This window comes from Bradyrhizobium sp. CCBAU 53421, from assembly GCF_015291625.1.
Lineage (GTDB): Bacteria > Pseudomonadota > Alphaproteobacteria > Rhizobiales > Xanthobacteraceae > Bradyrhizobium.
Genome location: NZ_CP030047.1, coordinates 7,459,095 through 7,485,439, shown reverse-complemented (window position 1 = coordinate 7,485,439; position 26,345 = coordinate 7,459,095). Strand labels below are relative to the sequence as shown.

13 protein-coding genes and 4 pseudogenes are annotated in these 26,345 nt (G+C 59.1%); 7 read left to right on the top strand and 10 right to left on the bottom strand.

Going from position 1 to position 26,345, the window contains the following annotated elements; genetic code table 11:
* The first annotated feature begins 27 nt into the window (after positions 1-27).
* Positions 28-558: a hypothetical protein gene (locus XH92_RS35025; RefSeq protein WP_194456194.1), complete on the top strand. Its 531-nt coding sequence runs from the start codon at positions 28-30 to the stop codon at positions 556-558.
* Between the two features lie 436 nt (positions 559-994).
* A pseudogene (locus XH92_RS35020) lies at positions 995-1,709 on the top strand (IS5/IS1182 family transposase); the annotation flags it as partial.
* Positions 1,710-1,795: 86 nt separating this feature from the next.
* On the opposite strand, the gene XH92_RS35015 reads toward XH92_RS35020, so the two are convergent.
* Positions 1,796-3,229 carry an IS4 family transposase gene (locus XH92_RS35015; RefSeq protein ID WP_194456193.1) on the bottom strand — a complete coding sequence of 478 codons (1,434 nt, stop codon included), beginning with the start codon at positions 3,227-3,229 and terminating at the stop codon, positions 1,796-1,798.
* Between the two features lie 416 nt (positions 3,230-3,645).
* On the opposite strand from XH92_RS35015, the gene trxA reads away from it, so the two are divergent.
* The 3 genes and pseudogenes from trxA to XH92_RS35000 all read left to right on the top strand — a co-directional run bounded on the left by trxA (position 3,646) and on the right by XH92_RS35000 (position 11,554).
* Positions 3,646-3,966, top strand: coding sequence for a thioredoxin (gene trxA / locus XH92_RS35010; protein ID WP_194461565.1), 321 nt, complete (start codon positions 3,646-3,648; stop codon positions 3,964-3,966).
* Between the two features lie 1,079 nt (positions 3,967-5,045).
* Positions 5,046-10,100: pseudogene (locus tag XH92_RS35005) on the top strand (shikimate kinase).
* A gap of 611 nt (positions 10,101-10,711) precedes the next feature.
* Positions 10,712-11,554, top strand: coding sequence for an electron transfer flavoprotein subunit beta/FixA family protein (locus tag XH92_RS35000; protein WP_194456192.1), 843 nt, complete (start codon positions 10,712-10,714; stop codon positions 11,552-11,554).
* A gap of 247 nt (positions 11,555-11,801) precedes the next feature.
* Here XH92_RS35000 and XH92_RS34995 read toward each other — a convergent pair whose 3' ends face one another.
* Both XH92_RS34995 and XH92_RS34990 read right to left on the bottom strand, forming a co-directional pair.
* Entirely contained in the window at positions 11,802-13,118 is a 1,317-nt protein-coding gene (locus tag XH92_RS34995) for a DUF3422 domain-containing protein (protein ID WP_246787874.1), read from the bottom strand.
* A gap of 1,662 nt (positions 13,119-14,780) precedes the next feature.
* Positions 14,781-15,478, bottom strand: a pseudogene (locus tag XH92_RS34990) (MFS transporter); the annotation flags it as partial.
* Positions 15,479-16,465: 987 nt separating this feature from the next.
* Between XH92_RS34990 and XH92_RS34985 the strand changes: the two are divergent.
* A complete protein-coding gene (locus XH92_RS34985; RefSeq protein ID WP_246787873.1) occupies positions 16,466-17,527 on the top strand; it encodes a GFA family protein in 1,062 nt (353 codons plus the stop codon).
* A 38-nt stretch (positions 17,528-17,565) separates the two neighbouring features.
* Positions 17,566-18,243 (top strand): 2OG-Fe(II) oxygenase, encoded by a 678-nt coding sequence (locus XH92_RS34980; RefSeq protein ID WP_194456189.1) that lies wholly within the window; start codon positions 17,566-17,568, stop codon positions 18,241-18,243.
* Positions 18,244-18,481: 238 nt separating this feature from the next.
* Here the strand turns inward: XH92_RS34980 and XH92_RS34975 are convergent, their stop codons facing one another.
* From XH92_RS34975 to XH92_RS34950, 7 genes and pseudogenes are all read right to left on the bottom strand, one after another.
* Entirely contained in the window at positions 18,482-19,783 is a 1,302-nt protein-coding gene (locus tag XH92_RS34975) for a peptide ligase PGM1-related protein (RefSeq protein WP_246787872.1), read from the bottom strand.
* 199 nt (positions 19,784-19,982) lie between these two features.
* On the bottom strand, positions 19,983-21,500 hold the full coding sequence (locus XH92_RS34970) for a class I adenylate-forming enzyme family protein (protein ID WP_194461564.1): 1,518 nt from the start codon (positions 21,498-21,500) through the stop codon (positions 19,983-19,985).
* 420 nt (positions 21,501-21,920) lie between these two features.
* Complete coding sequence (locus XH92_RS34965) at positions 21,921-22,094, bottom strand: hypothetical protein (protein ID WP_194456187.1); 174 nt, start codon at positions 22,092-22,094, stop codon at positions 21,921-21,923.
* 805 nt (positions 22,095-22,899) lie between these two features.
* Positions 22,900-24,024, bottom strand: coding sequence for a M20 family metallopeptidase (locus tag XH92_RS34960; protein WP_194456186.1), 1,125 nt, complete (start codon positions 24,022-24,024; stop codon positions 22,900-22,902).
* A 951-nt stretch (positions 24,025-24,975) separates the two neighbouring features.
* Positions 24,976-25,089 (bottom strand): annotated as a pseudogene (locus XH92_RS43315) (site-specific integrase); the annotation flags it as partial.
* A 7-nt stretch (positions 25,090-25,096) separates the two neighbouring features.
* On the bottom strand, positions 25,097-25,621 hold the full coding sequence (locus tag XH92_RS34955) for a flavin reductase family protein (RefSeq protein WP_246787871.1): 525 nt from the start codon (positions 25,619-25,621) through the stop codon (positions 25,097-25,099).
* A 278-nt stretch (positions 25,622-25,899) separates the two neighbouring features.
* Positions 25,900-26,082: a hypothetical protein gene (locus XH92_RS34950; protein ID WP_097675029.1), complete on the bottom strand. Its 183-nt coding sequence runs from the start codon at positions 26,080-26,082 to the stop codon at positions 25,900-25,902.
* Between the last annotated feature and the right edge of the window lie 263 nt (positions 26,083-26,345).

Below are 26,345 nucleotides of genomic sequence, written 5' to 3'. Positions count from 1 at the left end.
ATGTTTAGACCGGAAGGAAGGTAGAAAATGATCAATGGAACTGCCAGCGTGCCGTCCTACAGTGCGGACTATGCCCTCACAGATGGGCAGTCGCTATATTCGACCATGATGCTGCTCTTGTTGGAGCGACACGGCATCTACGAGACGGAGCTCCGGGCTGATCATGCCAGCATGCAGGCGCGTAACAATCTTTTGAAAGACATGAATAGCGCATTGGCGACGCTGCGGGCCGAAAGGCCAAATGACGAGAAGACTGTCAAAGCGTATGGCACCTTTATCGATTCGCAAGGCAGGAGCCGAAGCGTTTATGAGTTCATGCAGGCGAATGGCATCGCCATCGAGACCATCAATAACGACGTCTACGGCATACAGGCGGAGTTCGACGCCGCGATCAACAATCTTAAAGCGGCGGTTGATAACGCCAACAGCGAAGGGCAAATGGCAGTGATTTCGTTGCAAGGGCTTCTGGATAAGCTCAATCAGGTCACTGAATTGTCATCTAACGTTCTGTCGAAAGACGAAAAGGCCAAGGAGGCCGTCATTGGCAATATTCGGTGATGGGCCAATATTGACCGCTGCGGGCAGGTAATCGCTGTTGCAATACAAAAACGTCACAGGACGGGTCAGCAGGATGCGGTCAATCAATTAGCTGATAGACCCATAGCGGCCTGTTCTGGGCTTGTGGTGGATCCTTACGAAGGAGCTCGTCTTTGGTCCAACCGCGGAAGCAATGATCGGGGCCCGTTGCCCTTGGCAACAGGAAACGCTGGCCGTCTTTCGAAAGGTACCGCGATCAGCGACGCTGACCAGCAGCAAGATCAGCGTCGCTGCGGTCCATCAGTCGCCTTGTCGTTCTTCAGGACCTCAAGTTCGAAACCGTTGCGTATGGAGGCGATTTCAGAAGCGTCGGGTTCGATCCACTGGTTGAACTATGGCGGGGGGACTGAGTCGTTGCGTTGCGGTGGGCGGACTCCCTGGGAGCGGGGTCCCAGCCCAGCGGCAGTTGCGCATCCTGCGCAGTCGGCTGGGCCGGATCATTCGCGATCATCCGTCGCAAGATCGAGGGCCAGCCCGCATTGGAGGACGCGTTCGCCCTCCCGCTTGGCCGGGCCACGCAGATCCGCTCGCAGCAGCAGCGCCAGCGCGGCTTCAGGCTTTATTCGTTCCATGCCCCGGAGGTTGAGCGCATCGGCAAGGGCAAGGCCGCCGCGCCTTACGAATTCGGGTAAAGGCCTCTATCGTCACCAACAGTCGCCGGGCTCCTGGCGGCCTGTTCGTGCTGCACGCCAGGTCGCTGCCCGACAATCCATACGACGGTCACACGTTGCGGGACGTGATTGACCGCACTGAGACACTCACTGGCTGTACGATCGAGCGGGCCTATGTCGACAAGGGCTACCGCGGCCATGACGCGCAAAATCCCCGCCGCGTCTTCATCTCCGGCCGGAAGCGCGGCGTGTTCGGCGTCATCAAGCGCGAGCTGCGCCGCCGCTCCGCCATTGAGCAGATCATCGGACACCTCAAAGCCGAAGGACACCTTGGCCGCTGTTACCTTTAAGGCCGCGCCGGCGATGCCGCCAACGTCGTCCTCTCAGCCGTCGGCCACAACTTTCGCCGCATCCTCGCCTGGTTCAGACAATTTTTGCGTCTGTTGGGTCTCGTTCTGGCGCGCGCTCAATTGTTCAGCTCAGCTCAATCCGGCTTCTTAATGGTCGACGATCTATCGTGTTGCGAACCGACGGCCGAAATGGACGTCTAGATGCGGCGCTTCTATCGTTAGCGTGTAGGTCACCTTTCAATTACCCATAATTGTTGCCTCGATTGCGGCTCCAAGTTCGATGTCGTTCAGCCGCGATAGTCCGCGCCAGATCACGGTGTTTCCTGGAGGCGGATCGTTGGCTCGGGCCAAGTATCCTCCGAGCCGCGCGATCTTGACGACATAGTGCGAGAGCGTGCTTCGTCGAGAGCAATCACCACGCCTGTCTTTCACCAAATGATCAAGAACCCTGATTTCGGGATCTGTCAGAGCCATTTGCGGTACGGCATTCGGCGAGGAGCGATTGAGCATCGTCATCCAGAAGACGCGCCAACTCACAATGCAGAAGACCGCGATCAGATTGACCAGACGCTCAGCCGTTCGCAATTTTGAGTCCTCTGCTTTGCAGCCCGATTTGAGGATCTTATGGAAGACTTCGATCTTCCACCTCAAGGCGTACCATTCGATCTTATTGATGGCGTCCTTGCGCGATTGGACCGGGAGATCGGTGAGGAGCTTCCACTCGATTTTCTTTCGCCGTTTCGGCCTTCCCCGCTCTTGAGCATGGATCACGGTCAGAGTGAGTGCGGGATATTTCGTCTGTTTGCCAATCGGCGGCAGGACTCGTATCTTGCGGTACCTGATCTCAAGAACGGCGTCGTCGGGATCGCCTTTGTCGTCCTTGACCTTGATCCGATGTAGACCCTTGATCGTAACCTCGTCCATTTCGTCGGCAATTGTATGATTGCCGTCCCCGGCAAGCCGATCAACACAGGTTCGCACCAAAAAATGCGTTCCAGCCTCCTCGGCGAGGCAAAACAGCTCATAGATGTCGCTCTCGCGATCACCAATATGAACGCATCGTCCAGGGGCAGCGAGAAGGTCGGTCGATTGCCGTAAATTCTCGAGCCAGCGGATGCTCTCCTTCTGCTCGATCGGCACCCGTGTCGGATTGATCTTTCGCTTCAGCGCCGTCGTCCCCTTGAACTTCTTGCGGGTCCAGAACTTGATTGCCGACAGTCCGAGCGGAAGCCCCTCGGTCGTCACGGCGAGACTCGAATGCATCAGGATGCCGCACTGCGTGCGTCCTGCCGTCTTGCCCGTAAAGCCGATCAGATCCGGCGTCTCGCGCTTAAAGCTGAGTTCCGTCGTGTCATGGAGGACGAGGATCGGTCCCTCCGTCGCCGCTACGCGCCCGCGCGTCGCCTCGAAATGACCGCAAAGAATATCCGCCTCGTCGACCCGTTCGTTGGAGAAGAAGCGATAGGCGGCCTTCGTGTTGGCCCAATCCTGACAAACCAGCGGGATGCTTTGACCCATGTCGCTCCCGATTTGTGCGAGCAATTTGCAGAACCGGCGACCAAGCCGCTCATCCTTAAACTCGCATCCCGCTACTTCCCGATCAACCCACGTCTCGATACCGGTCGTCAATCGCTGCGCACGCGCCCCCGCGCGTTCCTTCACCAAGCCCATCGAGCACCCCGCGCTTCCGAATCAGGTGCTCAACAACGAATCACAACAGATTCTACCGATTCAAGATTTCGCCCGCGGCGCCTCGCCCAAATCCGACGTCAAATGTGGGTAATTGAAAGGTCTCTTTGCCGCTTACGGATCAGTTCTGGATGTGGCAGTTGGTCCATACGAAAAGAACATGAGCGCATGTGAGCAAATGTTGGTCCTTCGCCCGATCGGAAAGTCCATCAGCGAAGCATGCAGTCGGGCGCGAGCAGAGTTGAAGGCATCCCGCGGGCGCGAAGGCTCCGCCTTGGCACCATGAGTGTCGTTGGCGTGTCTTAGAGCAAAGAAAAGCTGATCGTCGGGTTGACAACTGAAAATTCTGCACCGCACCGTCACATGTGGTTCAACATCTTCGGTTCAAAGGAGCAGCCATGGCTACCGTGAAAGTCGATATCAATAACTTCCAGTCGGAAGTTCTGGAATCCGCAGCACCCGTCGTCGTCGATTTCTGGGCCGAATGGTGCGATCCCTGCAAGATGATTGCTTTGAGCCTCGAGGAAATCTCCGTCGAGATGGAAGGCAAGATCAAGGTCGCCAAGCTCAACATCGATGAAAACCCGGAACTCGCCGCCCAATTGGGCGTGCGCTCCATTCCGACGCTCGCGATCTTCAAGGGCGGCGAAGTGGCCGATTTCTCGGTCGGCGCCAAACCGAAAACAGCTCTTTTGAACTGGATTTCGAACGCTGCCTGATCGATATCGCTCAATTTGTCTTATTGGCGCGGGCCTGGCGTAGCTGCTTCATTTCCACTCGTACGGATCAGTGGCTCTTGGTTGGTTAGGCATTTGCCTGGACGGAGAAAGAGCCCGTGCTGCTGTCCAGACGACGGTGCGGGTCGAGTCTCAGGAACTGAAACGGGAAGAAGGTGGCCTCAGTGTCCGGCAAATGGCGCGAGGCTGATGGTAGCTTAGCCGGACGCGTTACTTTCTGCGAAGGGGCCACCCAACCGAACTGGAGAAAGGATGCTGTGGCCTTGCTGCATCTGGAAATCTCGAGCTTCCAAGCTTTCTCACACTGAAATCCATCGTTGCTATTCGGCGAGCTTGGGGGGTCTTATGACGCGACACCCTGACGCGGGTATTCTCGTCGCGATCGTCAGCATCTCGTAAGTTGGACGCCGCAATATCCCGTGATCAGAAACCGGCGGCGGCGCTTCTAAAACGGGAGACTAGGCATGGATTTTGTCGAGCGAGCCTGGGCTGATCGTGCTTTGTATACCATCATGGAAGAAGATGAGGAGATCCAGCATTCGAGCACGGAAGCGTCTAGGTCAGCAACTGACCATCTGGAGCAGCCAGGCGCTGTGAGCTCGGTGGAATCATCCGATGGGGAAGACAATTCGCTGGGCAGTATGTCGCGGGAGTTGGGCACGGTGCTGGCCGAGATTGAACGTCAGCCGAATTCTCGCTTGAATCGCCCCGATCGTGAGTCCGCATTGCTTGATAGCCCTCGCCATTTGCGAAATCCGTCACAGGGGCGGCCTACTGACGGCCTTGCGGGGGTCATCGACCGCAACGCCATCTTGGATTCCTCGGGCGGTATCGCTTCGGAGATGGACATTCGCAGTTATCGGCAGTGGCGCCTCGAGCGGTGGGCCGGCAGCGGGCAGCAAGCCAATCCATTGACCTTGTCCGCCGCTTCGACGGAGCGCGATGATGGTCGTGAACCGACCACCCCGGTTCAGCAAACCGCCTCGTCACGTTCCGTCGAGCCCGTGCGTCATCAAGACGCCCAGGCGCGGAGATGCGTTTTGCTGGATCGGAGAGGGAATATCGGCGGCACCGGAGAGTTGGTCGGACAAGCAGGGCGTCCTGATAGCGAAGGAGGCCCGCACCGCATCTCCGACGCGGACCAGCAGAAGACGCGCGAAGCGACGCTTGCCATCGCCGGCGCGGTGGTTGCCCGCGCCGGCAAGCTCGACGGATTTTCGGATTCAGAGTTGGCCGATTTGGTGAACGGCTTCAGCAGATGGCCGGACCAGCAGAAGACGCGTGAGGCGACGGTTGCCATCGCCGGCGCGGTGGTTGCCCGCGCCGGCGATCTCGACGGATTCTCGGATCAGGAATTGGCCAATCTGGTCAACGGTTTCGGCAAGTGGCCGGAAGAAGAAAAAGCACGCAAGGCGATCGTTGCCATCGCCGGCGAGCTCGGTTCCAAGGGCCGTCGCTTCAGCACTTTCAGCACGCCTGCGCTAGCCAGGAGCGCCAACGGTCTGTCGCGGGCTATCGAGGTGGGAGAGGCCGCCGGCGAGGTCGCCGAACCCGCCTTGCTGAAGGACCGCCTGCATCAGCTGGCGCACTACCTCCAATATGCCGAGGGTCGGCTGCAGCAGGCCGATGTCCGTGCCATCGCGAGTATTTTCAAGGCGTTGGGCACGGCGCAGTTGTCGGACGATCTCGCTGCGCTAGCGCAGCCGGGGTTGGACAGGCTCGAGGTGTTACGTGCCGCTCCCGGGTTTAAGCTCGACAACGATCTCGAGACGATGGGCAATCTTTGCGCCTCCCTGCTGCCACTGGCTCGCAGCCCGAAGCCGGTGTTGCGCTGGCACCGCAGGTCAGCGCTGAACCTGCTCAACGCCATCCAGCCGGTGGTGGAACGCAAGATCGATGCCCATCTCAGGGCAGGCCAGGCCGAGCGCACTAGCGGCGCCAATGCAAGCCGCTGCCCGGCGCTTTCGATCTATCAGGTGCTCAAGACCCGGGTGGTGCTGGAGACGCTCTACCGGCGGCCCTATGTCGACGGCGACGAGCTCGCCTTGAAGGCTAGGCAGGAGGAGCTGCACGGCAAGACCAGGCAGATCCTGGACAGTGCCCGCGCCCTCATCTACGCCGACCTTTCCTACATGAGCTGGAACGTGATCGCAGAGATCGAGGCGAAGGAGCCGCTCGAAGCGCTGGACACCTTCATTGCGCAGAACGCATCGATGGTCCAGGCCCAGCATGCAGCCGCCAGCTTCGATGTCCATCGGGTCCTTCAGGCCATGGACCACGAGCCGAGACCGCCGCAAGGCGATGCCGGACTGATGCGGCTGCCAGTGGTCGACACGCAAGGCCGGCCACTGGGCAGCGAAGCTGAGTTGCGCTATTCCATTCTCCACCGCTTGACCTCGGGCGCGGTGAAGGTGGTGGCGGTCCAGCTAAAGGGAACTCCGACTGCCACCATGCTGACACGCACGTTCCCCGTGGAGGGCGTGCCCTACCGCATGGACCTGTTCGGCGGCAGCAAACTGAAGCCGCCGCATGAGAGCCTGAACAAGCTTGCCTCTCGCCTGCCCTTCGCGGCCGAAGAGGCCCCAAGCGGCAAGCTTTTGGCGATCCCCTATGCCGAGACGGCTCCGGGTACGGCCTTTGAGCAGCTCTTGCGGGCCTGGGCGCCGTTCAAGGAAGCCTATTACTATATCCAGCGCCGCGCATTTGCCGCGCCGCCGGGCATCCCCGACGTTGGCCCGCATGATTATGCGCTGGAAGGGTGCTTCAAGCTGTCCCTTCTGCCCGACCGCCCCGCAGGCGCAGTGCATCCCTTCCGGTTCGAGGGGCGAGACGGCGAGATCGCCTTGCGGCCGCATGACGGCTGCGGCTTCATCAGGGCCTCACTGGCCGAACGCATGCCGGCCATTGCCCGGGCTCGCCACGACGCTCCCGAGCGGATGCCTGCCTATGCCGATAAAGGGCAATCGGCGGTACCGCCCTCGGCGCTGCAACATTATCCGCGCAGCGTCGAAGTGGCACAGGAGACCCGCGAGAAGGCTCTGGTTTGGCTCGAAACCCATCAAAGCCTCACCGCCGAGGAGCTGTTCCGCACGGTCACGGGCGGGCATATCGACGGGCCGATCGCTATTGCCGTGCCGTCCAGCGACGAATGCCTGCATGTGCCGACGGGCAAGAGCAAGACCTTGACCCCTGACGCTGGCGTGCTTGTCGGACGCTCCCCCTATGACAAGCCCAACCTGCGCCCGTTCGCCGCCGACCGGGTCAGGTTGGCGAGCGATGGCGATCGGACCGCGGCGTTCCTGGATCGGTGCGTGGCCTTCCAATACAGCTTCAACGTCGCGCACAGGTCCGGGGCTGGGCTTGCCGCCGACGATCCGACCTTCTTTGCCAAAGGCATCTTGATCGTTGTGCCCGACGAAATGTGGCCGGCGGACTTCGCCGAGCGCGGGATGGTGATGTCTGCCGAGGACGTAAAGTGCCATTCGCGCTGGCTGGAGAAGAAGGACCGGGTCAAGGCCGACACCGCGCTCGAGTGCGTCGGCATCCTGCAGGCGACGGAGGTGTTCGCGCCCGGCTCTTTGGTTGCGGTCCCGACCGCCGAACAAAAAAAGCTCGACGGCGATTTTGACGGCGACGCCGTCGTCATCGTCGGCGACCGGCCTCGCCTTTACGAGCATGTGCGCCAGTCCGACGCGCAGCTGCAGGCGCGCGGCATCGCCTCGATGAAGCCGCCGAAGTCGCACACGCCGGCCATCGAAAAAGGCGGCTACCAGTTCAGCCGGTCCAAGCAGATCCTGTCGACCACCGGGCTGGTGCTGGAGACCTACAGCTGCCTACAGCGCAACATGCTGGCGCAGCCGCTGGAGGCGCAACGCTGGTTTGCCGAGCGTGCCATCTTCGGCACCTACGAGGGCATTCATCATGAGCTCAAGGCCGACATCCGCGCACTGTTGCAGGAAGATCGGCCGGACAGCCAGACCCTCCATGAGCTCATCGCCAGGGCGGGGGAGGACAGCAAGGCCGCCAGGCATCCGGTGGCCCGCGAACTGGCGGCGTTGCTAGTGGCCGAGCTCCAGGACTGGAACCTGCAGCTCAATAGCGAGGCGGCTCGTGAGCGGTCGGACGTCAAGCAACAGTTAGCGCGATCCGTGGCCTCAACCGGCGCGAAGCCTGCCGTTAGCGCCGACGCCAGCGCGCTCTTCCCGAAACTCAGCGAATCCTATCCGGCAACCGCTGACGCCAGGAAGCGCATCGACTTCCTCCTCAACCACTACCAGCCGCGCATCGATCCGCGGCCCGAAGGCTACAACCCGGACGATCTGCATGAAAGCGCCATCAATCTGTTGAGCGTCGGCATCAAGGTCGGCACGGACGCCTACAAGTCCGATACCGGTGCACGGGCGTTCAGGCAAAAAGCCCCCGAATTGCAGCGGCTCTTGGAGCGGTGGCCGGGCTTCAAGCCGGCGCCCTATGTCAAGGCGCAGGCGGCAATGCTCCACCAGGGCCGGTTCGACGTCGATGGCACCCTGGCGGATCTGAAGGACAACCCCACCCTGGCGGCCTCGGTCATGGAGGCCTCGATCAAGCTCGCCGTCGAAAAGCGCATCCTGCCCAGCGCCTTACCAATCTCGGCCGACGACGACCCCGCCAGCAGGATAACGCTGAGCAGCGAACAGGCCCTGGAGCGCGCCAGGCTCGAAGCCGTCCCCGCCGAAGCGCAAAGCGCGATTACCGAAACTGTGCATGCCGTTGCCAAGCTTTTGCGGCAGGACGGCATCGAGGTGAAGGTGCCGCATCTTGACCAACGGTCGCGCGGGCAGGTCTGGATAGCCGACGAGTTGACCGGCCAGAGCGTGAGCGCGGCGCCGGAGGCCCAACTGGTCACCAATGCCGTGCGCCATGTCTTCGAGATCCCAGACGAGGCTTTTACGCGCGCCTTCAGGAAGGCGGCACTGGCCTTCGAGGAGCGGGACTGCAGCGAGGTCGAGACCACCAACTGGTTCATCAGGATGGACACGCCGAGGTTACGCGGCGTTCACACGGCGTTCAGAACCGCGCAGAACTATCGCTTCGAGGTCGAGTTCCATACGCCGGCCAGTTACCGAGCCGAGCTCGCGCAGGGCGCGCAGAGCGATTGCGAGCTGGTACCCGTTCCCCGTGGTGCTTGGGACATATTGCACTGGGGTTCGTCAGGAGAAAACAGGTCGAGGGCGGCAGGGACCTCCAGGTCGCTCACCGTCGCAAGACAACAGATTGCGGTCGCTCGCTCGCCGCAAGCCGGCGAGATCCTCGCGGCCCTCGGTACGCGGCCGGTCGTGCTCGTCGGCATGCCGGCGAGCGGCAAGTCGACCATCGGCCCCCAGCTTGCCAAGGAGTTGGGAGTGGAGTTTGTCGACATCGATCAGCGTATCGTCGCCGAGCACGGCAATCTGATGGAGATGTTCGCCGACCCTGGCCGCGGCGAGGCGCACTTCAGGGACCTGGAGACCAAAGAGCTCGCCAAGCAGCTGGAGAGAGGGCCGATCGTCATCGCAACCGGCGGCGGCTGCTTTGGCAAGGAGTCCAATCAAGCCCTGATCCTTAATAAGGCGAGGTCTATCTGGCTCGACACCGAGCTGAAAGAGCTCCGCAGGCGCCTCAAGAGGGACACCAGCCGGCCGCTGCTGCAAGGCGTCGACATCGAGCAGAAGGTTGAACAGCTGTACGAAGAGCGCAGTCCGTTCTACCAAAAGGCCGATATCAGGTTGCCCCTCGTCACGCCCATTCAAAAAGACAAGAAGAACGCCCGCATTTGCGTGAAGGAACTCTACGCTTTCCTGTGCAACGACAAAGAAGCCGCTCTGCCCGCTACCGAGATATCACATGTCTCTGGTGCTTCCGGCACCGCCATCAGCATGTCCCCAACAGAGCATGCATGATGATCACAATGGCGACGATTGCGGGAGCGGCGTCGTGGAAACCATCTAGGCGCCGCCGGCACCATTGAGTGAAGGGGAACGGCCGCCCACCCTCGACACCCTCACCGCCGACCCGCAGCTTTTGCTGGCCGGCAGTAACGCACGAGCGGATTAGCGTCTTCCACGAGAAGCAGAGAACGCTTAAGTCGAGGACGATAAGCTTTAGGCGGCAACAATCAGGGGTTCTTTCGCAGGTCGGGTGCAGGGTGCGGGTTCGCGCTGAATGCTATAAAAGTCGGAATCGTATGCATAAAGTCGTGAGAAGCCTGACGGCCGAGTTGATCGGCCTGGATGACACAGGAGGATTCGCCGCACAAAGACGAACCGCCGGTGCCGGGTCCCGAGCCAAATCCTGGTGATAGACCGGTGAGGATCACCTCCGAGTCTAAACGGCATCGTCAAGTTAATGAAGCGTGGATACTGATGTTGACTTGCCACTGAACTTTCATCCAGCAGCGGTTAGAGTCTCAGGGTTTTCTGCAGCGAGGCCGAAGGCCTTTCCGGAGCGCGCCCGGACCTGCAGCTTGAATTCTGCAGGAGGTCGCGGTGTGGGCCTTGCAAGCTCACGGCTTCGCGCCGTGGTCGGACGGAACGGAATGGCGCTGTCGCAGTTCCGACGGGTGTCGATATTCGTTCGTCCAGAACACCGGGCTGGAGGGGCGTATCTACCTATCTAAGCCTCTGTGGCAGCTAACAGATTCCAAAATCGGGCGCTGTGGTACAACACTTGCTGTTCTTTTCGCAGCTACCGCAACCTTTGGAGCAACTCAGTGCACATTGTCGTCTGCATTAAACAGGTTCCGGACTCTGCGCAGATCCGCGTGCACCCCGTGACCAATACGATCATGCGTCAGGGTGTGCCGACGATCATTAACCCATATGACCTCTTCGCGCTCGAGGCCGCGCTCGAGCTGCGCGACCGGTTCGGCGGCGAAATAACCGTGCTGACAATGGGGCCGCAATCGGCGGAAGATTCCTTGCGGAAAGCGCTGACCTTTGGCGCCGATCGCGCCGTACTGCTCACCGATCGCAGCTTTGCGGGCTCCGACACCCTGGCCACAACGTATGCGCTGGCAACCGCCATCCGAAAAATTGGCAAGGAATATGGCTCGCCAGACCTCATGTTTACCGGCAAGCAGACGATCGACGGCGATACCGCGCAGGTTGGGCCCGGCATCGCAAAACGGCTAGGTGTGCTGCAGCTGACCTACGTCGCCAAGGTAAAAACCCTCGATCTAGCTGCCCGTACAATTGAAGCGGAGCGACGCTCCGAAGGGGGGGTCCAGGTGCTGCACACGAGGCTGCCTTGTCTCATTACCATGCTGGAGGGGACCAGCCAGATCCGGCGCGGCGCGATGGCCGATGCCTTGCGTGCTGCGCGTGCACCAATCGTGAAATGGAGCGCGCACGATGCCGGCGTCGAGGACGTCTCCAAATGCGGCCTTAAGGGCTCGCCGACCGTCGTCAAGCGAGTCTTCGCTCCTTCTGCGCGGGCTGAGAAAGCGGCGCTGGTGGAGGCCGCCGAGCAACCAGCGCAGGCGTTGATTGATGCTATTTTTAAGCATCAACCGAAGCTCGAAACCGATCTTGCGGCGCTAGCCCGCGATGCTTGACCTGGAGAGTCTTGGCGACGATAAGCGCAACGGTCCTGAACGCGTCAAGGTTTGGCGCTCATCTGGTCACACCGACATGCACGGAGGCATGTAGAGCCTGGCGCTAACCGTTCAGCGGAGCTGAAGCGCAATCCTCCCGTCGGCGATCACCTCTATCCGGGCCGCCGACGACTTGGTGAAAACTTTTGCCACGTGGGGCGGGAATGTCTGCCGTTAAGCTCTGTTGTCAATCAGCTACAATCGATGCTTACTTGTCCGTTACGGACGGCTCGTCGCGATGCTTGAGGTGTCGCTTTCGTGCATTGTAACTAACCAGCCAGATCACCCCGACTGCGACCGGCACGCACGCCGCGGTTAGATAAGAGGGTTCTACATGGAGACCAACATCGTGCGCTCCCTTGGCAAGGTAGCCAAACAAACTGACCACGTAATATCCGATCGCCGCGACCGACAATCCCTCCACCGTGCACTGCAGCCGAAGCTGTTGTCCCGTGCGTTCATTGATAGCGTGCAATAGGTCGCGATTCTGCTGTTCGATTTCAACGTCGACACGGGTTCGCAACAGATCGGCGGCGCGCGCCAACTTGACCGACAGAGTTACCTCACGATCCTTGGTCGTCTCACAAGTTCGCATCGCAGGCGCCATCCGGCGAGCCAGGAACGACGACCATGTCGGATAGTCCGTGATCTCACTGCCTTCGATGATGGACAGTCGGGATTGGACTAGCTCGTAATAAGCTCTGCTGGCGCCGAAGCGATACAGGCTTCCGGTCGCGCCTCGCTCGAAAGAGGCGGCCAAAGCGGTCAGTTCGGCAAGGAGATGGTTGTTGAGCTTCAATCCCTCCGCGCCTTGCATTTCTTCGAGCACCTCACCGAGACGTCTATCAATGCGATCGACAAATGGACCAAGCTCAAGAGCGGCCGACAGACCAAGCAGCGCCAACGGACGATAGGTCTCAACTTCAAGCAGCCGCTGCACCAGTGCACCTAGATTGTGCGGCGTCAGCCCGAGGTCGCAGACAAGAATTTTGGTGAAACCGTTTTCGTCGACGCGAAAATCCGAGGCCATAACACTTGCTCCGCCCTTTATGCTGGCCATGGCGAGGCTGCTCTTGTCGAAAAGTTGTTCGGCGCGCCTCAATGGGGAGGTGTGCTGCTCGACATCCAGCTTGATTGCGACCAGCAACTGCCCTTCCTGCCGCAAGTCGCGCATCAAGAAGTGAACCGCACTTTGGGAGTCGTCGCTCTGTCGAGCGAACGGGCCATTCGCTATCCAGGTAAAGGTTGCAAACTCGGCATGCTGCTCCCAGCGAAGCACAACGGGGCCGATGTCGATTTGGTGATGTTTCGCTGAGAGCCGCGGAGCTGGAAGGTCACGCTCTCGACAAAACGTGACGAAGGCGCGGCGATCGCTTGCGGCCGCATCGCCCTGCGCAAGAAATGCGAAGTGCGTCACCTTAAATGGAGGGACAAGCTGCATAAACGGGCGCGCATGCACTTCATTGAGTACGGCATCACGCTGCGCATGTAGCTTGAAACTCCGAAGATCCAGTTTATCGGGCACGTGCGAGCACCTCGCGTCAGAATGGGCGCGCATTCATCTGTGTCAGCGCGCGAGCGGCATTGGTGTCGACTCTAGGCATCTGTTCGCGCGGGTAGAGGTGGTGGCGCGGGTTGATCCGAAGCCGCTCAAAGTTGCGAAACCCGCGCCAAACGCGTTGGTTTCCACCGGACGACGAACATCGCTCGACATCGATGTGTTGGCGCACATAACACGTGACGCGCAGGCCAGAGCGAAATCGCGCAAACGTGGCTTTCATCTTGGCTGCTCTCCTGTCTCACATTCGCACGCGATGCAGGATATGGGCCAGCACGGAAGTAGCGGAAAGGTCGTGTTTTTCGCGTAATGTGATTGTCGCAACAGCCAGCGGAGGATGTCCGGCAAGGAAATCACTTACATTCGGACAACCATCCTCACAGGGGATTTTGGAACTGTCTCGCCATCAGATGGAATCCCAGTCTCATTGCGACGGGGTCGCTTGCGCTCTTTGAGCCCGGCCTCTGTAACAACCGCGACATCAGAAGGCCTTGCTGATTTCGGAATGCTGACATGGCTGTCGTGCTTGATTGAGCAGCGTCATCGAAGACTGCCGATTAGCGGTTGCGGATCCGACCTCAGTGCATAGACAGTCCCCTGCGGTGACGATTATCGCATAGGGCGGAGCAGAATCGGGATCCGACACAAGGCGTACCCTGCAGGCCGGTCAACTTCAACCTAGAGAATTGATGGCGGTGAACGTCGAGCGTTCCATGCGTCCGATTACAAGACGCATTGCCTTGTTCACCGGCAGCGAAGGCGGCCGAGAACTGAGCGGCCCGACGTCGCGCCTGGAAATGGCAAAATCCAAGAGTCGACCTGCAGTCCGAACTGACTGATGTGCCGGAGCGCATCGTGTCCGAGCAAACCACGAGGCTGCGGCGGCACGAGCGACCCGCCTGAAAAGTGCGAGATGGTACACCATCGGGCCGCACAGGTCGCTGCATATGGGCACGGGCGTCATAAGGCTGCATCTCGATGACATCAGCGGCGATGCCGCTTGACCCATCAAGCGATGGCGTCAGGCTCGCGTCAATCGGCATCCCGCCGCCATAGGCGCTCCATGCTCACCAGCTATTTTGCCGCGATACCAGCCCTCGCGCTGAGCCGCAACGACAGCGGTAACACCCTCGAGAGTGCGCCCGATCGGTCCGAGCCGACGCACCGGCGCGGAGTTGAGGGCGATATAGATCCGAGTACACGGTGCCAGGGTTCTATACCGCGATACGGCTCGGACTGCTGGCGTGGGCACGGAGTCCGGATCCGACAACGTCCATCACGGCCTGCTGTGACCCAACCGGCGGCACATTCGATGGAACCGTCCGTTGTTCGGAGCGCAACAAGGCAGTCTCCAGACCAGGACTTTCCCACGCTCACAGCCGACATCCAGCGGCGGCCGGCCTGGTGTCTATGTTGGATGGCGATCTGCCGCTTACGCGGATCACCGGGGACGTGGCACTCTTACGGCTTACTTGTAAAGTGTCAGATATGCCGTCATCGCGTCGTGTCTGGTTTCCGACAATGTCGGACATGCGATGCGACTCCTAGCCCCGTGTCGGTGCGCTGAGCGAACTCTGGCTCCGCGCATCGATTGAGGCCGTAAGACACGTCAGCGGTTAGGATCACATGCTAGCGTGATGCTGCTTGCACGCCCAAAGCGCTCTCGGGCGATTTCCGAAGAGAAGGCTTCGCAGCTCTCGATGGCTTGGGGGTTCTCCTATAGATGGTGAGTGCCGCGACGATACCGAGAGCAACTGCAAACATCAGCCAGAATCCAGGTGAAGCCTTGTCATTAGTCCGCTCAATGAGCCAAGTACAGACGAGTGGCGTAAACGTACCAAACAGGGCCGCCGCGAACGCGAAGGCCAGGGAGAAGCACGTTGTGCGCACATGCGCAGGCACGATCTCGACGAGAGCATCCAGCATAGTCCCGCTGTAGGTGCCAAAGTAGAGCGAGAACATCATCGCCACCGCAAGCAGCTTGCCGAAACTGGGGCGCTTACCAACCAACTCAAAGCCGGATAGGCGGTCATCAACGCAAAGCCAGCAATGGCCAGCAGAACTGGCTTACGGCCGATACGGTCGGAAACGATGCCGCCAATTGGAGTCCAGATGAAGTTGGTTACCGCGACCAGAAGAGTCACCAAGAGCGCATCCTGCGTGGACAGCTTCAACACGGTCCTGCCGAACGTCGGGGTGTAGACGGTGACGAAATAGAAAGTCGTCGTGGTCAGGATCGCCATCATTATCCCGAGAACGACCGTGCGCCAATGGACTAGCGTCGAGGCAAAGACCTCGCGCGCCGTGGGATGCTTCTTCATCGCCAGAACATCAATTGCCAGAAGCCCGCCTACTCGAGGCGAAATCAAGCCTTGAGGTTCCGCTCGGTCACCTATGAGGTAGCTTTTCGAGCCATCTTTGGCGTTTCAATAGCTCTGTGTCCACCGCGGATGGTGTCGGCTGATTCGATAACGCGTCTTCACTGTTCGGCTTTTAACTGCGCATAGATTCCCGCCAGATTCAAAACACCGGCCTTGAATAGCCGTTTCGTACTCAGGCATTTGCCCGCTTAGTGCAAGGTTGGCATAGCAATTGCTACAAGCGTGCAGGAATACGGGATATTGGACGAGTGCACGCAGAACGGGCGAATGGCAGCGGCGATCCCTTTGTCTTGAGACAATCGCGCTCGGCCGGCAGCCGCAATGTCGCGTAGATCGCGGCTGCAGGCCTCGAAGAGCCCGCCGGATGCGGCTCGTCTCGGTAATGCCGAATCGAGTCCCCAGGGGATGCGCTGAGCAGGCAGTGAACAGCAACTGAGGAGGTTTGATCCGTCCACGACAGGTCGCAGATGAAAGCATCGAGGTGGTCCGATGTGCCGCCTGCGCATGTCAGGCGAGCCTCCCTTGGCCTGGCGGACGCCGATATCAGCAAATGATGGAAGCGCGTTTGGCCATTCGCGGGATCGCATTGCTCGTGGATAGAAATCCAACGCGAGAGGGACGTCGCTTCAATCTATGGGCATGTTACTATCGACGCGCTCATGAACAGGACTGATCTCCCGAGGCCCTGTCTGGTACTGCCAAGATGGTCGTGGGGCAGTTCGCCTGTATGGCGAACGCGACCGCAAACCCGTCGGACCAAGTTGGCCACCTTCAAAAGTTCTCCTCAAACATCAGTTCTCTCCTCACGCTAGGGTTCAAATGAGGTCTTTTCAAGCGTCGCAAGTTCAACTGGATCGACCTTCGCAGATATTCTGCGAGTACTTGACTGAGCAAGCGCGAAATCTGTCTGGCCTGCATCCGTTCGCTACGGAGATGTCCAAACGCCAAGTTGCGAGTTTGCTGCCGGAATACTTGGCGATGTCACAGGCGTTCCCTTACCTGCAGGCAGGCTCGCAAAAGGATCTCATATTTGATGCGATGCGTCGCAACCGAGACCTTCCCTGGGATGTTGAACTAACCAGCGTGGTCGCAAATTTCATCTGTTGGGATGAGACGGGCGGTTATGGCCGAGTTCTCCGAGGCGGCAAGGCGGCGCTACCCGACATTCTGGCGACTGAAAATTTCCACTCAAACCTGCTTAGAAAGGATGCGTCGCGACTACTCGGTAGAACAATACAGCCGAATTATAGCGCTACAACAAAGCGGTACCTGCATTCCCTCTATGCTGGATTGTCATCGAAAGACCCGGTCGTGCGCTGCGCCTACATGGTCGCTTTTGAGCTGCATGCTGCGGAAATGATCCAGTCACTGTGGACCACCCTGGTCAAAACCTTTGATGTGCGGTCTGACGATCTGGAGTACTTCCGCAGTCATGTCGGCGGCGAGGATCCCGCCGAGAAGTATCACGGAGAAATGACGACCCGGCTCATTCGCGAACTTGTGCCTGCTGACGGCAATCGTCGTTTTTTGGATGAATTCGATCGAGCCTATCGGCTCAGCTTACAGTGGTGCTGCGATCTGCTGCAAAGTGTCTCAATTGAGGAAGATGGCCTTGCGGAGATCGAACATCACGGCAGTTGTCATTGTGGTGCCGTCAAGTTCTACGTCCGAGCGCCGCGAGAGCTCTCCGCAGTTCGATGCAACTGCTCCATCTGCCGAATGTCCGGGTTTCTGCACCTACTTGTGCCCGGCGATAAGGTCAGGATTGAGTATGGCGAAGACTTTCTCAATACATATCAATTTAATAAGAATATTGCTCGTCACACGTTTTGCCGGATTTGCGGCGTAAAGCCGTTCTATCGGCCGCGATCGAACCCCGCGGGTTTCAGCGTAAACATTGGATGCTTGGATAAGCGAACGATCGAAGACATAAGAATAGAGGATTTCGATGGCGAGCATTGGGAGGAAGCGTTCCGCCTGACGCACGAGGCGTGAGAAGCCACCCGCTAAGATCAAACTCGGAGTGAAGCCGCATGGCGCGCGCAATGAACGATAGATCCCGTCTGCTGTCAGAGGAGGCTCTCACCAAATACCGTATAGAGTTATTGGTGAAGGGTACGGTCGTGATCGCCCCTCAGACGTTGTTCACCCGAGATGATTTGGCGAGGATCGATCAGCTCCAGATGGAAATTCCCGAAGAAGAGGTGCGGGTCGGAGATGCCGGCGACTCGCACAATGTCTTCGTGAGGCGGGTGAGGGTAGATCCGCCGGGCCGCCCTCCTAGCAATGTGCAGGGCAAAGCTCCAGGGCAGATCATCGAACTGCTTGAGAGGAAAGACCGCAGCTTTGCGCTAAAAAAGATCTTGGGGGCATCGTCAGATTACGTGATTCGCCGATGCCAGATGCATCGATTGCCTCCCGGTTCGTTCGTTGGCATCCACTTAGACGCTGAGAGCGACCCGGACTTCGAGTACTCCGTGATTGTGCAACTCGCGAGGGACTTTGAGGGGGGGGAGTTCGTGGTCTATCCGAACGCATACGAACAGCAGGTATTTCGACCGCCGTTTGGGGCCGTGCTTGTCACCACATGTAGGATCCGACACGAGGTGAAGCCTGTGCACGCTGGGGAGCGCCGATCGCTGGTGTACTTCTGTTCAAAACGCAGCGGCGCAAATCGCCGGATCATCGAAAGCACTGCTGACGGCCTATGAGGACCGTTAGCGGAAACGGCTTTCGAACGGGGTGAGGACGCGGAGCCAACTTCTGGCAGACGCTGCCTGCTTCGCAAGAGCGTGCCTTGAACCTTGTGGTATATCCTGGGTTCACGATTGGTCTACTTCGAGCGAAAGAAGCAGATACTGACCTGACGTTCCCAACAGCGGGTGTCAAGCACACGTGCGGATACGGGGGATGGCTTCGAATGAATGGAGGAGTTTAAAAGGTCTGTGATCAGTTGGCCATTGCCAAGAGCCGGTGCTGCAGATCGCGGGCCGTTGGCCTATCGGGCGCGATCACCAGGCACTCCACGGTGCCTGCATTTTGATCGACGGCAAGCGGGATCACGCCCTCCTTGCGTGTGCCATCGAATAGAAATCCATACCTGACGAACCGATCAAGCGCGGCCCGGAGAGAACATGATGGAACGTTTCTCACGGAAGAAATAACGTGGCGACTGGAATAATCGATGCCCAGCAGCCGGACGGCAATACTATGTAACACTGACCCTCCGCCCCACCGGCCGTTCGCTTCGTTAAAGAAAAGCCGGCCGTCGCTCGCGAAAATGCCGTCAATGTTGATCATTCCGCGATATCCCAAGGTTCGCGCCAGCCCGACAAATCGGTAGGCGTGCGCCTGGGCAGCCAGCCATTGCTCATTCGTTAGGTCGCTTGGAAGCTCGAGCCCTGTCCAGATGAGCGCCCGTTCGGATCGGTCTTCGCTGCGACGTAGACGGATGCTTCCACTGTTGATGAAAACGATCGAACCATCCTCCTCTATCTCATACTCAAGATAGAACAGAGCGCGAGCCAAGTGGTACGATTCAATGACCAATGTCTTGCAGGATGCTGTAGTCATCTCAGACCAAAGGGCTTCAGGATCAAACGATGGCCAAGCAACCGTTCGGGTATCTCGCGCCCCAGGAAGTGCTCCACTTTCGTTGCCGGTCAGGATGACATTGCCGACTCCGCCCGCTCCATTATCCAACTTGACGATCACGTTGCCGGTCTCTGACCTCAAGGAGGTGACCGCTCTGAAAAGTTCGTTTGGGTTCGTGGTCGCGCATCCACTGGGCAGCGGGAGCGCGACACTTGTCGCCAATTGACGGAAGTGGCTCTTGCGGTTCAAGAGATCCGGCCCACGCTGCAAAGCGAATTCGTCCCCGCTCTGCGGGATGCCAAGCAGCGCCGCCAAGCGCGCTACGCCTTCACTAGAGTAGCAGGCAGACATTCTCCAAGTTGAGTTCTGGCGAATATGGCTGTTGAGTCGCTCGACGAAAGCATTGGATAGCAGGGTGCAATCATTGAGAATCGGCGATTCACGGGCGTCGTCAGGCACAAGCGTCGAGAGACTCGAGGCATCGAAATTGAGCGTCGCGCCGATGAAGGATAGCAGGTCTGCCGGGATTGCTACCGGAGAGACTATTAGATCACCCTCCTGTGCGAACCAGGCAGACCGGCATGCGGAGTTGGCGGAAAGGGACAGTTGAGTTGCTGTTAGATCGCCACCCGACATTTGAGCTGTCCCGGCATTCATGATTAAGATCCGAGGCAACGACAATCTCCCCGACGCCTGGCGTGATTAAGCACAGACCGCCATGCCAGCAACGATGAGTTCGCTGCGGCGCATCGTATGGAGGTACCAACCGAAAGGCGGTATTGCGCCGCCTCGATATCTCCTGTGGTGTAGTAGGGAACTACGGCTAACCAATCCGCCGTTCTCAATTACTGTCTCCTTACGGGCTTGACTGCGTGTCGACCTTCAGCATGAAATGCTGGACCTTGCCCAACGCCGTTTTCGGCAGTTCGTGCGTGAATATGATTTCGCGCGGTACCTTAAAACGGGCGAGCTGCGATTGGACGTGCGCCAACAGCGCTTCGGCTCCGATCCGGGCCCCCGGTCGCCTGATCACGTAGGCGATCGGGACTTCTTCCCAGCGCGGGTCCGGTCGACCGACGACGGCGCATTCGGCGACATCTGGATGGCTCATGAGCACACGTTCCACTTCCGCCGGATAGATATTCTCTCCGCCGGAGATGATCAGGTTCTTCTTGCGGTCGCGGACCCAAAAATATCCATCGGCGTCGCAGCGGCCGATGTCACCAGTGCGATACCAACCATCACTAAAGGCCTCACGCGTTGCCCGCTGATCGCCCCAGTATCCGCAGAAGACGTTGGGTCCGCGTACTGCGATCTCGCCTGGGATCCCGGGCGGCAACTTGGTGCCGACGTCATCGATGATGGCTGCTTCGCAGCAAAGGCCAGGCAGGCCGCTTGCGCCGTCAGGTGCGAGATCTGCGCCGAGCTTAGTATAGACAGCGATAGGAGAGGTCTCCGTCGAACCATAAACTTGTAAGACTGGCACTCCGCGCCTGACAAAGCGCTCGACAAGGCGCTGAGGTACCATCGTCGATCCGGTACAGATTGCTTTGAGCGCGGATAGATCTGTGCTTGCCCATCGCGGATGGTCCGTTAGCGCTTGCATCATGGCAGGCACCAAGGCTGCGAGCGTGGGCCGGTCATGCTCGAATGCATCAAACGTTGCCTCTGGCGAAAAGCGGCTTTGGATAGTTACCGTCGCGCCGTGATGCAAACCGGGGGTCGTTTGGATATTGAGGCCGCCGACGTGGAAGAGCGGCAAAACGGTCAGGGCGTGATCAGTCGAGGTTAAGTCATGCATGTGCTGACTCATAACCCCGTTCCACAGCAATGCGTCCTGACGCAGCACAGCGCCTTTAGGTCGCCCCGTCGTGCCCGAAGTATAGACGATCAGAAGCGGGCAGGACAGGTCCGCACGTGGATCGCGTTCGTCCCCACAGCCTTCGTCCAGAAGGTCGTCCAACTTGCTTCCGCCGGGCGGCGCGAAGTCCAGGCCGACAAGGCAGATATCGGGAAGTTGCCGCGTCAGAACCGGCAAGACGGCGTTAAATGCCTGCTCAAACACGAGCACGTGTGCCCCGGAGTCGGAAAGAATGAAAACCTGTTCGGCGGCCGCAAGGCGCCAGTTCAATGGAACGAGGATTGCGCCGAGCCGCGCGCAGGCATAGAGCAAGGTCAGATAGTCAGGCCGGTTGAGGCTGAGGATCGCGATCCGGTCACCCTTCTTGATGCCGAGTCGGCGCTTGAGGGCGTAAGAGACACGCCCGATCCGTCGATTGAAGGCCGAGTAGCTCAGAGTGTGTCCCTCGAAACGGATCGCGGCTTTGTCGGGGGCATATGCAGCGTTGCGCTCGATCAATGTGCAGAGATCCAAACTCATTCTCCGTAAGCTTCGCAAGACACTTTGGTTCCGGTGTAGTTCAGCCGGAGTTTGGAATTACTTCGCCAGACCTCGATTGAGTGCTTCGGGTACCCGTTGCGCGGGCTATGATCACGCGGCCCGAGCTGGACCAAGCGGTTCTTGATAGCTGTCATGGGGAGCGAACGATCGACACTGTTCGAGGTATCTCAGGCACACTTGATCCACTTGCTCTGCTTTGCTCGGAAGCAGTCGTGTGCATCTGCCCGTAGTGATAGCTGCACCATGACGACTGTTTCTTGCCTGGTCTTTGACATACAGGCTCGCCGCACATATACGCCGATCTTGGATCTCCATCTTTGAAGCCGACAATGGCCCGGCATTGGCCTTCAATGTGGTCGATCAGCAGGACCTTCTTGATGCCGTCCGGCTCTTTCAACTTGCTGCTCCGGGATATCGAACCATCTCTTCCGATGCCGCGCCAGTCACGTCGAGCGACACTTGCAGCTCAAGTTTCTTGAAAAGCTCCGCAGTCGCATGGGCCGTCGCACACTTGCGCGACAAAAAGCCCCCATCAGCGTCGGGAAAGTGGTGTGAATCGAACCACATGCTGGCTCTCCGAGCTGAGTTCGGTACAATCGTCTCGCCGTTCGGTTGCAAATGCAGGAAGCGGCGGTGCCCTGCACCGGCTTGGGATCGAGGTGTACGTTGATCTCTTCCGGCATCATCACCGTCTCGCTGGCGCCTCGCTTTGAGACAGCCGCATAGTATCGGTTCTGGAATGCCGGGCCGTTCACACCTAGCTGCGAGCCGCGGCGCTACGATCAAGACTCGCTGCACGAGCGTCTCGACCAATTTGCTGTCGGGAATGAGGATCATGACCAACACTCAGCGTATGTTCTGACGAGGTGAGACATCCGTAATCCTTCACGATTGCGACGGCAGACGAAGACTCGCGTCGATTTTGGGGATCGTACAACTTAACGTTACGTCCGATTCAAGCCCTCTTGTGCAACCCGCGGGACATGCCAAAGCTCTCAGGTTTGCCGGTAAGGCGATGCCAAGCGGTGTCGTGTCGACAGCAATTCTGCGCCACGGTCTGCGTCAGAAAGTCGCTTGAGACGAGGTTCGCAAGCGGCGAGGCTGTTGCCGAAATACCCACGCTTTCGCGATCGGGCATCCATCGTCTTCGCAGCCATAGCGGATGTAACGTCCGCTGTGCCGTTATTGAATGCTTCAATGCGCATCTATCGGGCGCTGACGTGGCAAGCCCACGGCGAGATCCGACGATTGTGTTCGACAAGTCGGCCTGATGGTAGCTGATCACTTAGCGCCGTTCGAACGAGCCGCGCGAATGTGCGAGCGTGCCGTCATTCAGTACACGTCGCGGTCGCGGGCTTCACTGGAGCGAAGATCATTGCAGCGTCTGATAGAGGCGATAGAGGAGCCGGGCGCGCGGCTCAATCGACGAAATGTAGAGTTGCTCATAATGCGTATGGGCGCCCTTGCCGTCGACGCCGAGACCGTCGAGGGTTGCGGTATGCGGCGCGGTGAAATTGGCGTCCGAGCCGCCGCCGCTGAATACATCGAGCAGCTTGAAGCCGAGCCCGGCGGCAAGGCTCCTGGCGTGATCGTAAAGTGCGGCGCCGGCGTTGCTCTTTTCATACGGTGGACGGTTCAATCCGCCGATAACCTTCACGCTGACACCATGGGTGCGTGAGGTGATGCCGAGGATCTTAGGAACCAACTCGTCGGCGTCAGCCATGGTCGGCACCCGCATATCGACTTCCGCATAGGCTTCTTCGGCGATCACATTGGACTTGGTGCCGCCTCGGACGACGCCGACATTGACGGTGACGCCACGCTTGAGATCGTTCATCGCCTCCAGTGTCTGGATCACATTGCCAAGTTCCCGGATCGCGCTGCAGCCATCTTCGGGGCGCGCACCGGCGTGGGCCGGCGTGCCCTTGACGAAGACCTCAAAGCGCGCAACGCCTTTGCGTCCGGTGACGATCTTGCCGCCCTCGCGCGCGGGTTCGGTCACCAGCACATACTTGGCCTTGCGGCCCTCGGCCTCGATCAACGCCCGCGAGGTCGGGCTACCGATCTCTTCGTCCGATACGTAAAGCTGGGTGATGCCGAGCGGAGGGCGGGCATCATCGGCGCAAACCTGCCGGAACGCGTGATACGCGAGATAGGCACCGCCCTTCATGTCATAGATCCCTGGGCCGAATGCCCTATTGCCCTCGACTTTGAACGGCAGGCGCTCGATGAACCCCATTGGATGAACTGTGTCGAGATGGCTCAGCACGAGAATGCCCGGTACGCCTTGCCCCCAGGACGAGCGTGTGACCAAATGATCGCCGCAGCCGTCACGTGCCGCAACGCGGTCGACGCTGGCCGACAAGTCACGATAGCCCGACGCGACGAGATCAGCCAGTTTGTTGACCTGATCCGGCCGTTCCGTTGGAGACTCGATCTCGACCCAGCGGCGGATGCCGTCGAGAATCACCGCGGCTTCGAATGGGTTGCTGGACATAGATCTGACGCCCTTTGAATCGACTTTCAGCGTTCGCAGAAGATCGTGATAGAATCCATTTGATCGCATCATGATCTAACGCGAAGACGTTCAGAGTCCCCAACGTTGTGGGTCAGGTGGGCCTCTGAAGTCTAAGTCTTGCCGCAGGCAATGATGCTACGCCGGTTGAAATAAACAGCTACCAAACTTGGTAGGATCCAGCATGCAAGCTCGAGAGCCGGTGGCTGTTCTCGTGAACTGTAGCTGTTCTGCTCAATTCCTCCGCTAACTGCGCAGCTTACATTCCCCGCAATTCAGCGGCCTCGTGGCCGCTTGCTGTTATCTTGTCTTCACACGTGTCTGCGAGTCTTCGGGCGACCCGGCGCCGGAACAGGCAGGAAATGAAAGACACTGCGGACGCGATCAAGACCCGGCCCGGGACGGCGGCGATGCCGATGGGTTGCCGGCGAGACAAGCGACCCAACGCTCAAGGCCAGCTACGAAGTGCAGGAACGCAAGCGCAAAGGCGGGCAAGGTTCGTCGCAGAAGGGCTAAATCGCGTCAAGGCGCTAGACTAGGCGCCGCTGTCGCGGCCTCGGGATGCGCCACAAGCTGCCGTTCACCCAATGCTCTTCCGTGAGGATGTCTGCGGGCACTGGCCTTAAACACGTTGATGCCAAGGCCGGCGAGAAGATCAGCGGCGTCTACCGGGCGGATGCCGGCGCTAAACAGCGGTTCGACATCGAGCAATCTTCGTGCTCGAGGTGGAACCCGGCGTCGAGCGTCTCTATACTCGCTTCGCGAGATGAGTGTAATTCCGGTTAACCTCGGCTCCGGGGACGAAGCAGCGTGCCCGATTCCAACCTCTTGTGTTCCATGCCTGCCTCGGACGCGCTGTTGTTCGCATCAAGAGGTCGTCCAGCTTGAGCGGGTCGCTCACCTCTTGTGCTGGCGCGGGATCGCAGCTCACGGGAAAATACGATAGGTGCGTTCGTGACGCAGATCATGAAAATGCAGGTCATCGATCTTTAACGCGTCACAGGCTCGCGTGAACGCCGCACTCACCGAACGGTGCTTGTAAAGGAAATCGCACTCAATCAAGCGGCAGGGCTCGAAGCGCGCCCCGGAAGTTGATCAATGGATTGCCGAGGCCTACCTGGGTCGCGATGATTCGTCCGATAAAGATGGTATGTGTGCCAATCACCTTGTGGTCGTAGAGGACGCATTCGAGCGCACAAAAAGCGTTCGGCAATAGCGGTACATCGAGGATGCCCTGTTTCCAGGGCGCGGTATCGAAGCGGTGAACACCTTTCGCACCCTCCTGACCGCCAAAACGTAGCGCAAGGTCAACCTGGTCACTGCGCAGAAGGCTGACTCCAAAGCTGCGACTGGCAAGTATCCCGTCATGCGTCTCGGAGCCGACTTTTATGCCAACGAGCAGGCACGGTGGCTCCATGCAAATGGAGGTCACCGAACTGACCGTCAGTCCACGTCGTTCGGCTGCCTTTCCCGTCGCCACGATGGCGACACCGCTCGCCAGATTTCGCATGGCCTGACGGAACTCGGTCGCTTGGACCGATGGGGTATCCCGAATCCTAGGAGGGAACTGGTGGCTCATGACCTGCCTCTGGAGCTTTACTCCAATTCTGGTGTCTCCGTTGCGCGCGGATGACCTTGATACCTTTGCGCCTGCTATTGGGCGCACGGTGTCGCATTGCGCAACCAATGGCTGCCCCTCTCGCCGAGCAGCTTAGCGCGAGGAGGTTTCCCGCTTGGGAGTGCCCTGTTGATGCATGTGTCGGCGGCGAGTCGCAATTCTGCCCGCGCCGTCGATCGCGACGACGAATCCATGAACAGTCCGGCCGGATGTTTTCCGCATGGAGCAGCATCGGCACGCTAATTGACTCTCAAGAGAACACGCTTTTTCGCATCGAGAAGATGTCCATCGAGCGTCGCGTGCAGCGCACCTCGCAGCTCCGGCGGGATCGATCCGTCCGTGTCGATCAATTCCCGAAACTTTCTAATGATGTGTTCTATCGTTGCAATGGATCCGAGTGTTTCCATATCCTGTGAGGACATTGCTGATGATCTCCTTTGGAGCGCAGCGCACGAGCGCTTCGTCGCGCTCCCCCACTTCAACTGTGTGCCGCAACAGGCTCTTGCCGATAAAGAAGGGGGCTCTCGCGCCGCGCGGTTAAGGCGAATTGCTTGATCAATGCGCGGACAGACGGGAACACCATCTTCGAAAGCTCGCACAAACAGCCGCGCGTTCGCGGCTGCAATCCATTCGCGCTTGTGAGCATTGGCGTTGATCAGAACGTTGGAACATCGAGCAACCCCGC

Bases quoted from the DNA above. Each gene is read 5' to 3' on its own strand.
- XH92_RS35025 (WP_194456194.1), top strand. From the start codon at position 28: ATGATCAATGGAACTGCCAGCGTGCCGTCCTACAGTGCGGACTATGCC.
- XH92_RS35015 (WP_194456193.1), bottom strand. From the start codon at position 3,229: ATGGGCTTGGTGAAGGAACGCGCGGGGGCGCGTGCGCAGCGATTGACG.
- trxA (WP_194461565.1), top strand. From the start codon at position 3,646: ATGGCTACCGTGAAAGTCGATATCAATAACTTCCAGTCGGAAGTTCTG.
- XH92_RS34985 (WP_246787873.1), top strand. From the start codon at position 16,466: ATGTCCAAACGCCAAGTTGCGAGTTTGCTGCCGGAATACTTGGCGATG.
- XH92_RS34980 (WP_194456189.1), top strand. From the start codon at position 17,566: ATGGCGCGCGCAATGAACGATAGATCCCGTCTGCTGTCAGAGGAGGCT.
- XH92_RS34975 (WP_246787872.1), bottom strand. From the start codon at position 19,783: ATGAATGCCGGGACAGCTCAAATGTCGGGTGGCGATCTAACAGCAACT.
- XH92_RS34965 (WP_194456187.1), bottom strand. From the start codon at position 22,094: ATGTGGTTCGATTCACACCACTTTCCCGACGCTGATGGGGGCTTTTTG.
- XH92_RS34960 (WP_194456186.1), bottom strand. From the start codon at position 24,024: ATGTCCAGCAACCCATTCGAAGCCGCGGTGATTCTCGACGGCATCCGC.
- XH92_RS34955 (WP_246787871.1), bottom strand. From the start codon at position 25,621: ATGAGCCACCAGTTCCCTCCTAGGATTCGGGATACCCCATCGGTCCAA.
- XH92_RS34950 (WP_097675029.1), bottom strand. From the start codon at position 26,082: ATGTCCTCACAGGATATGGAAACACTCGGATCCATTGCAACGATAGAA.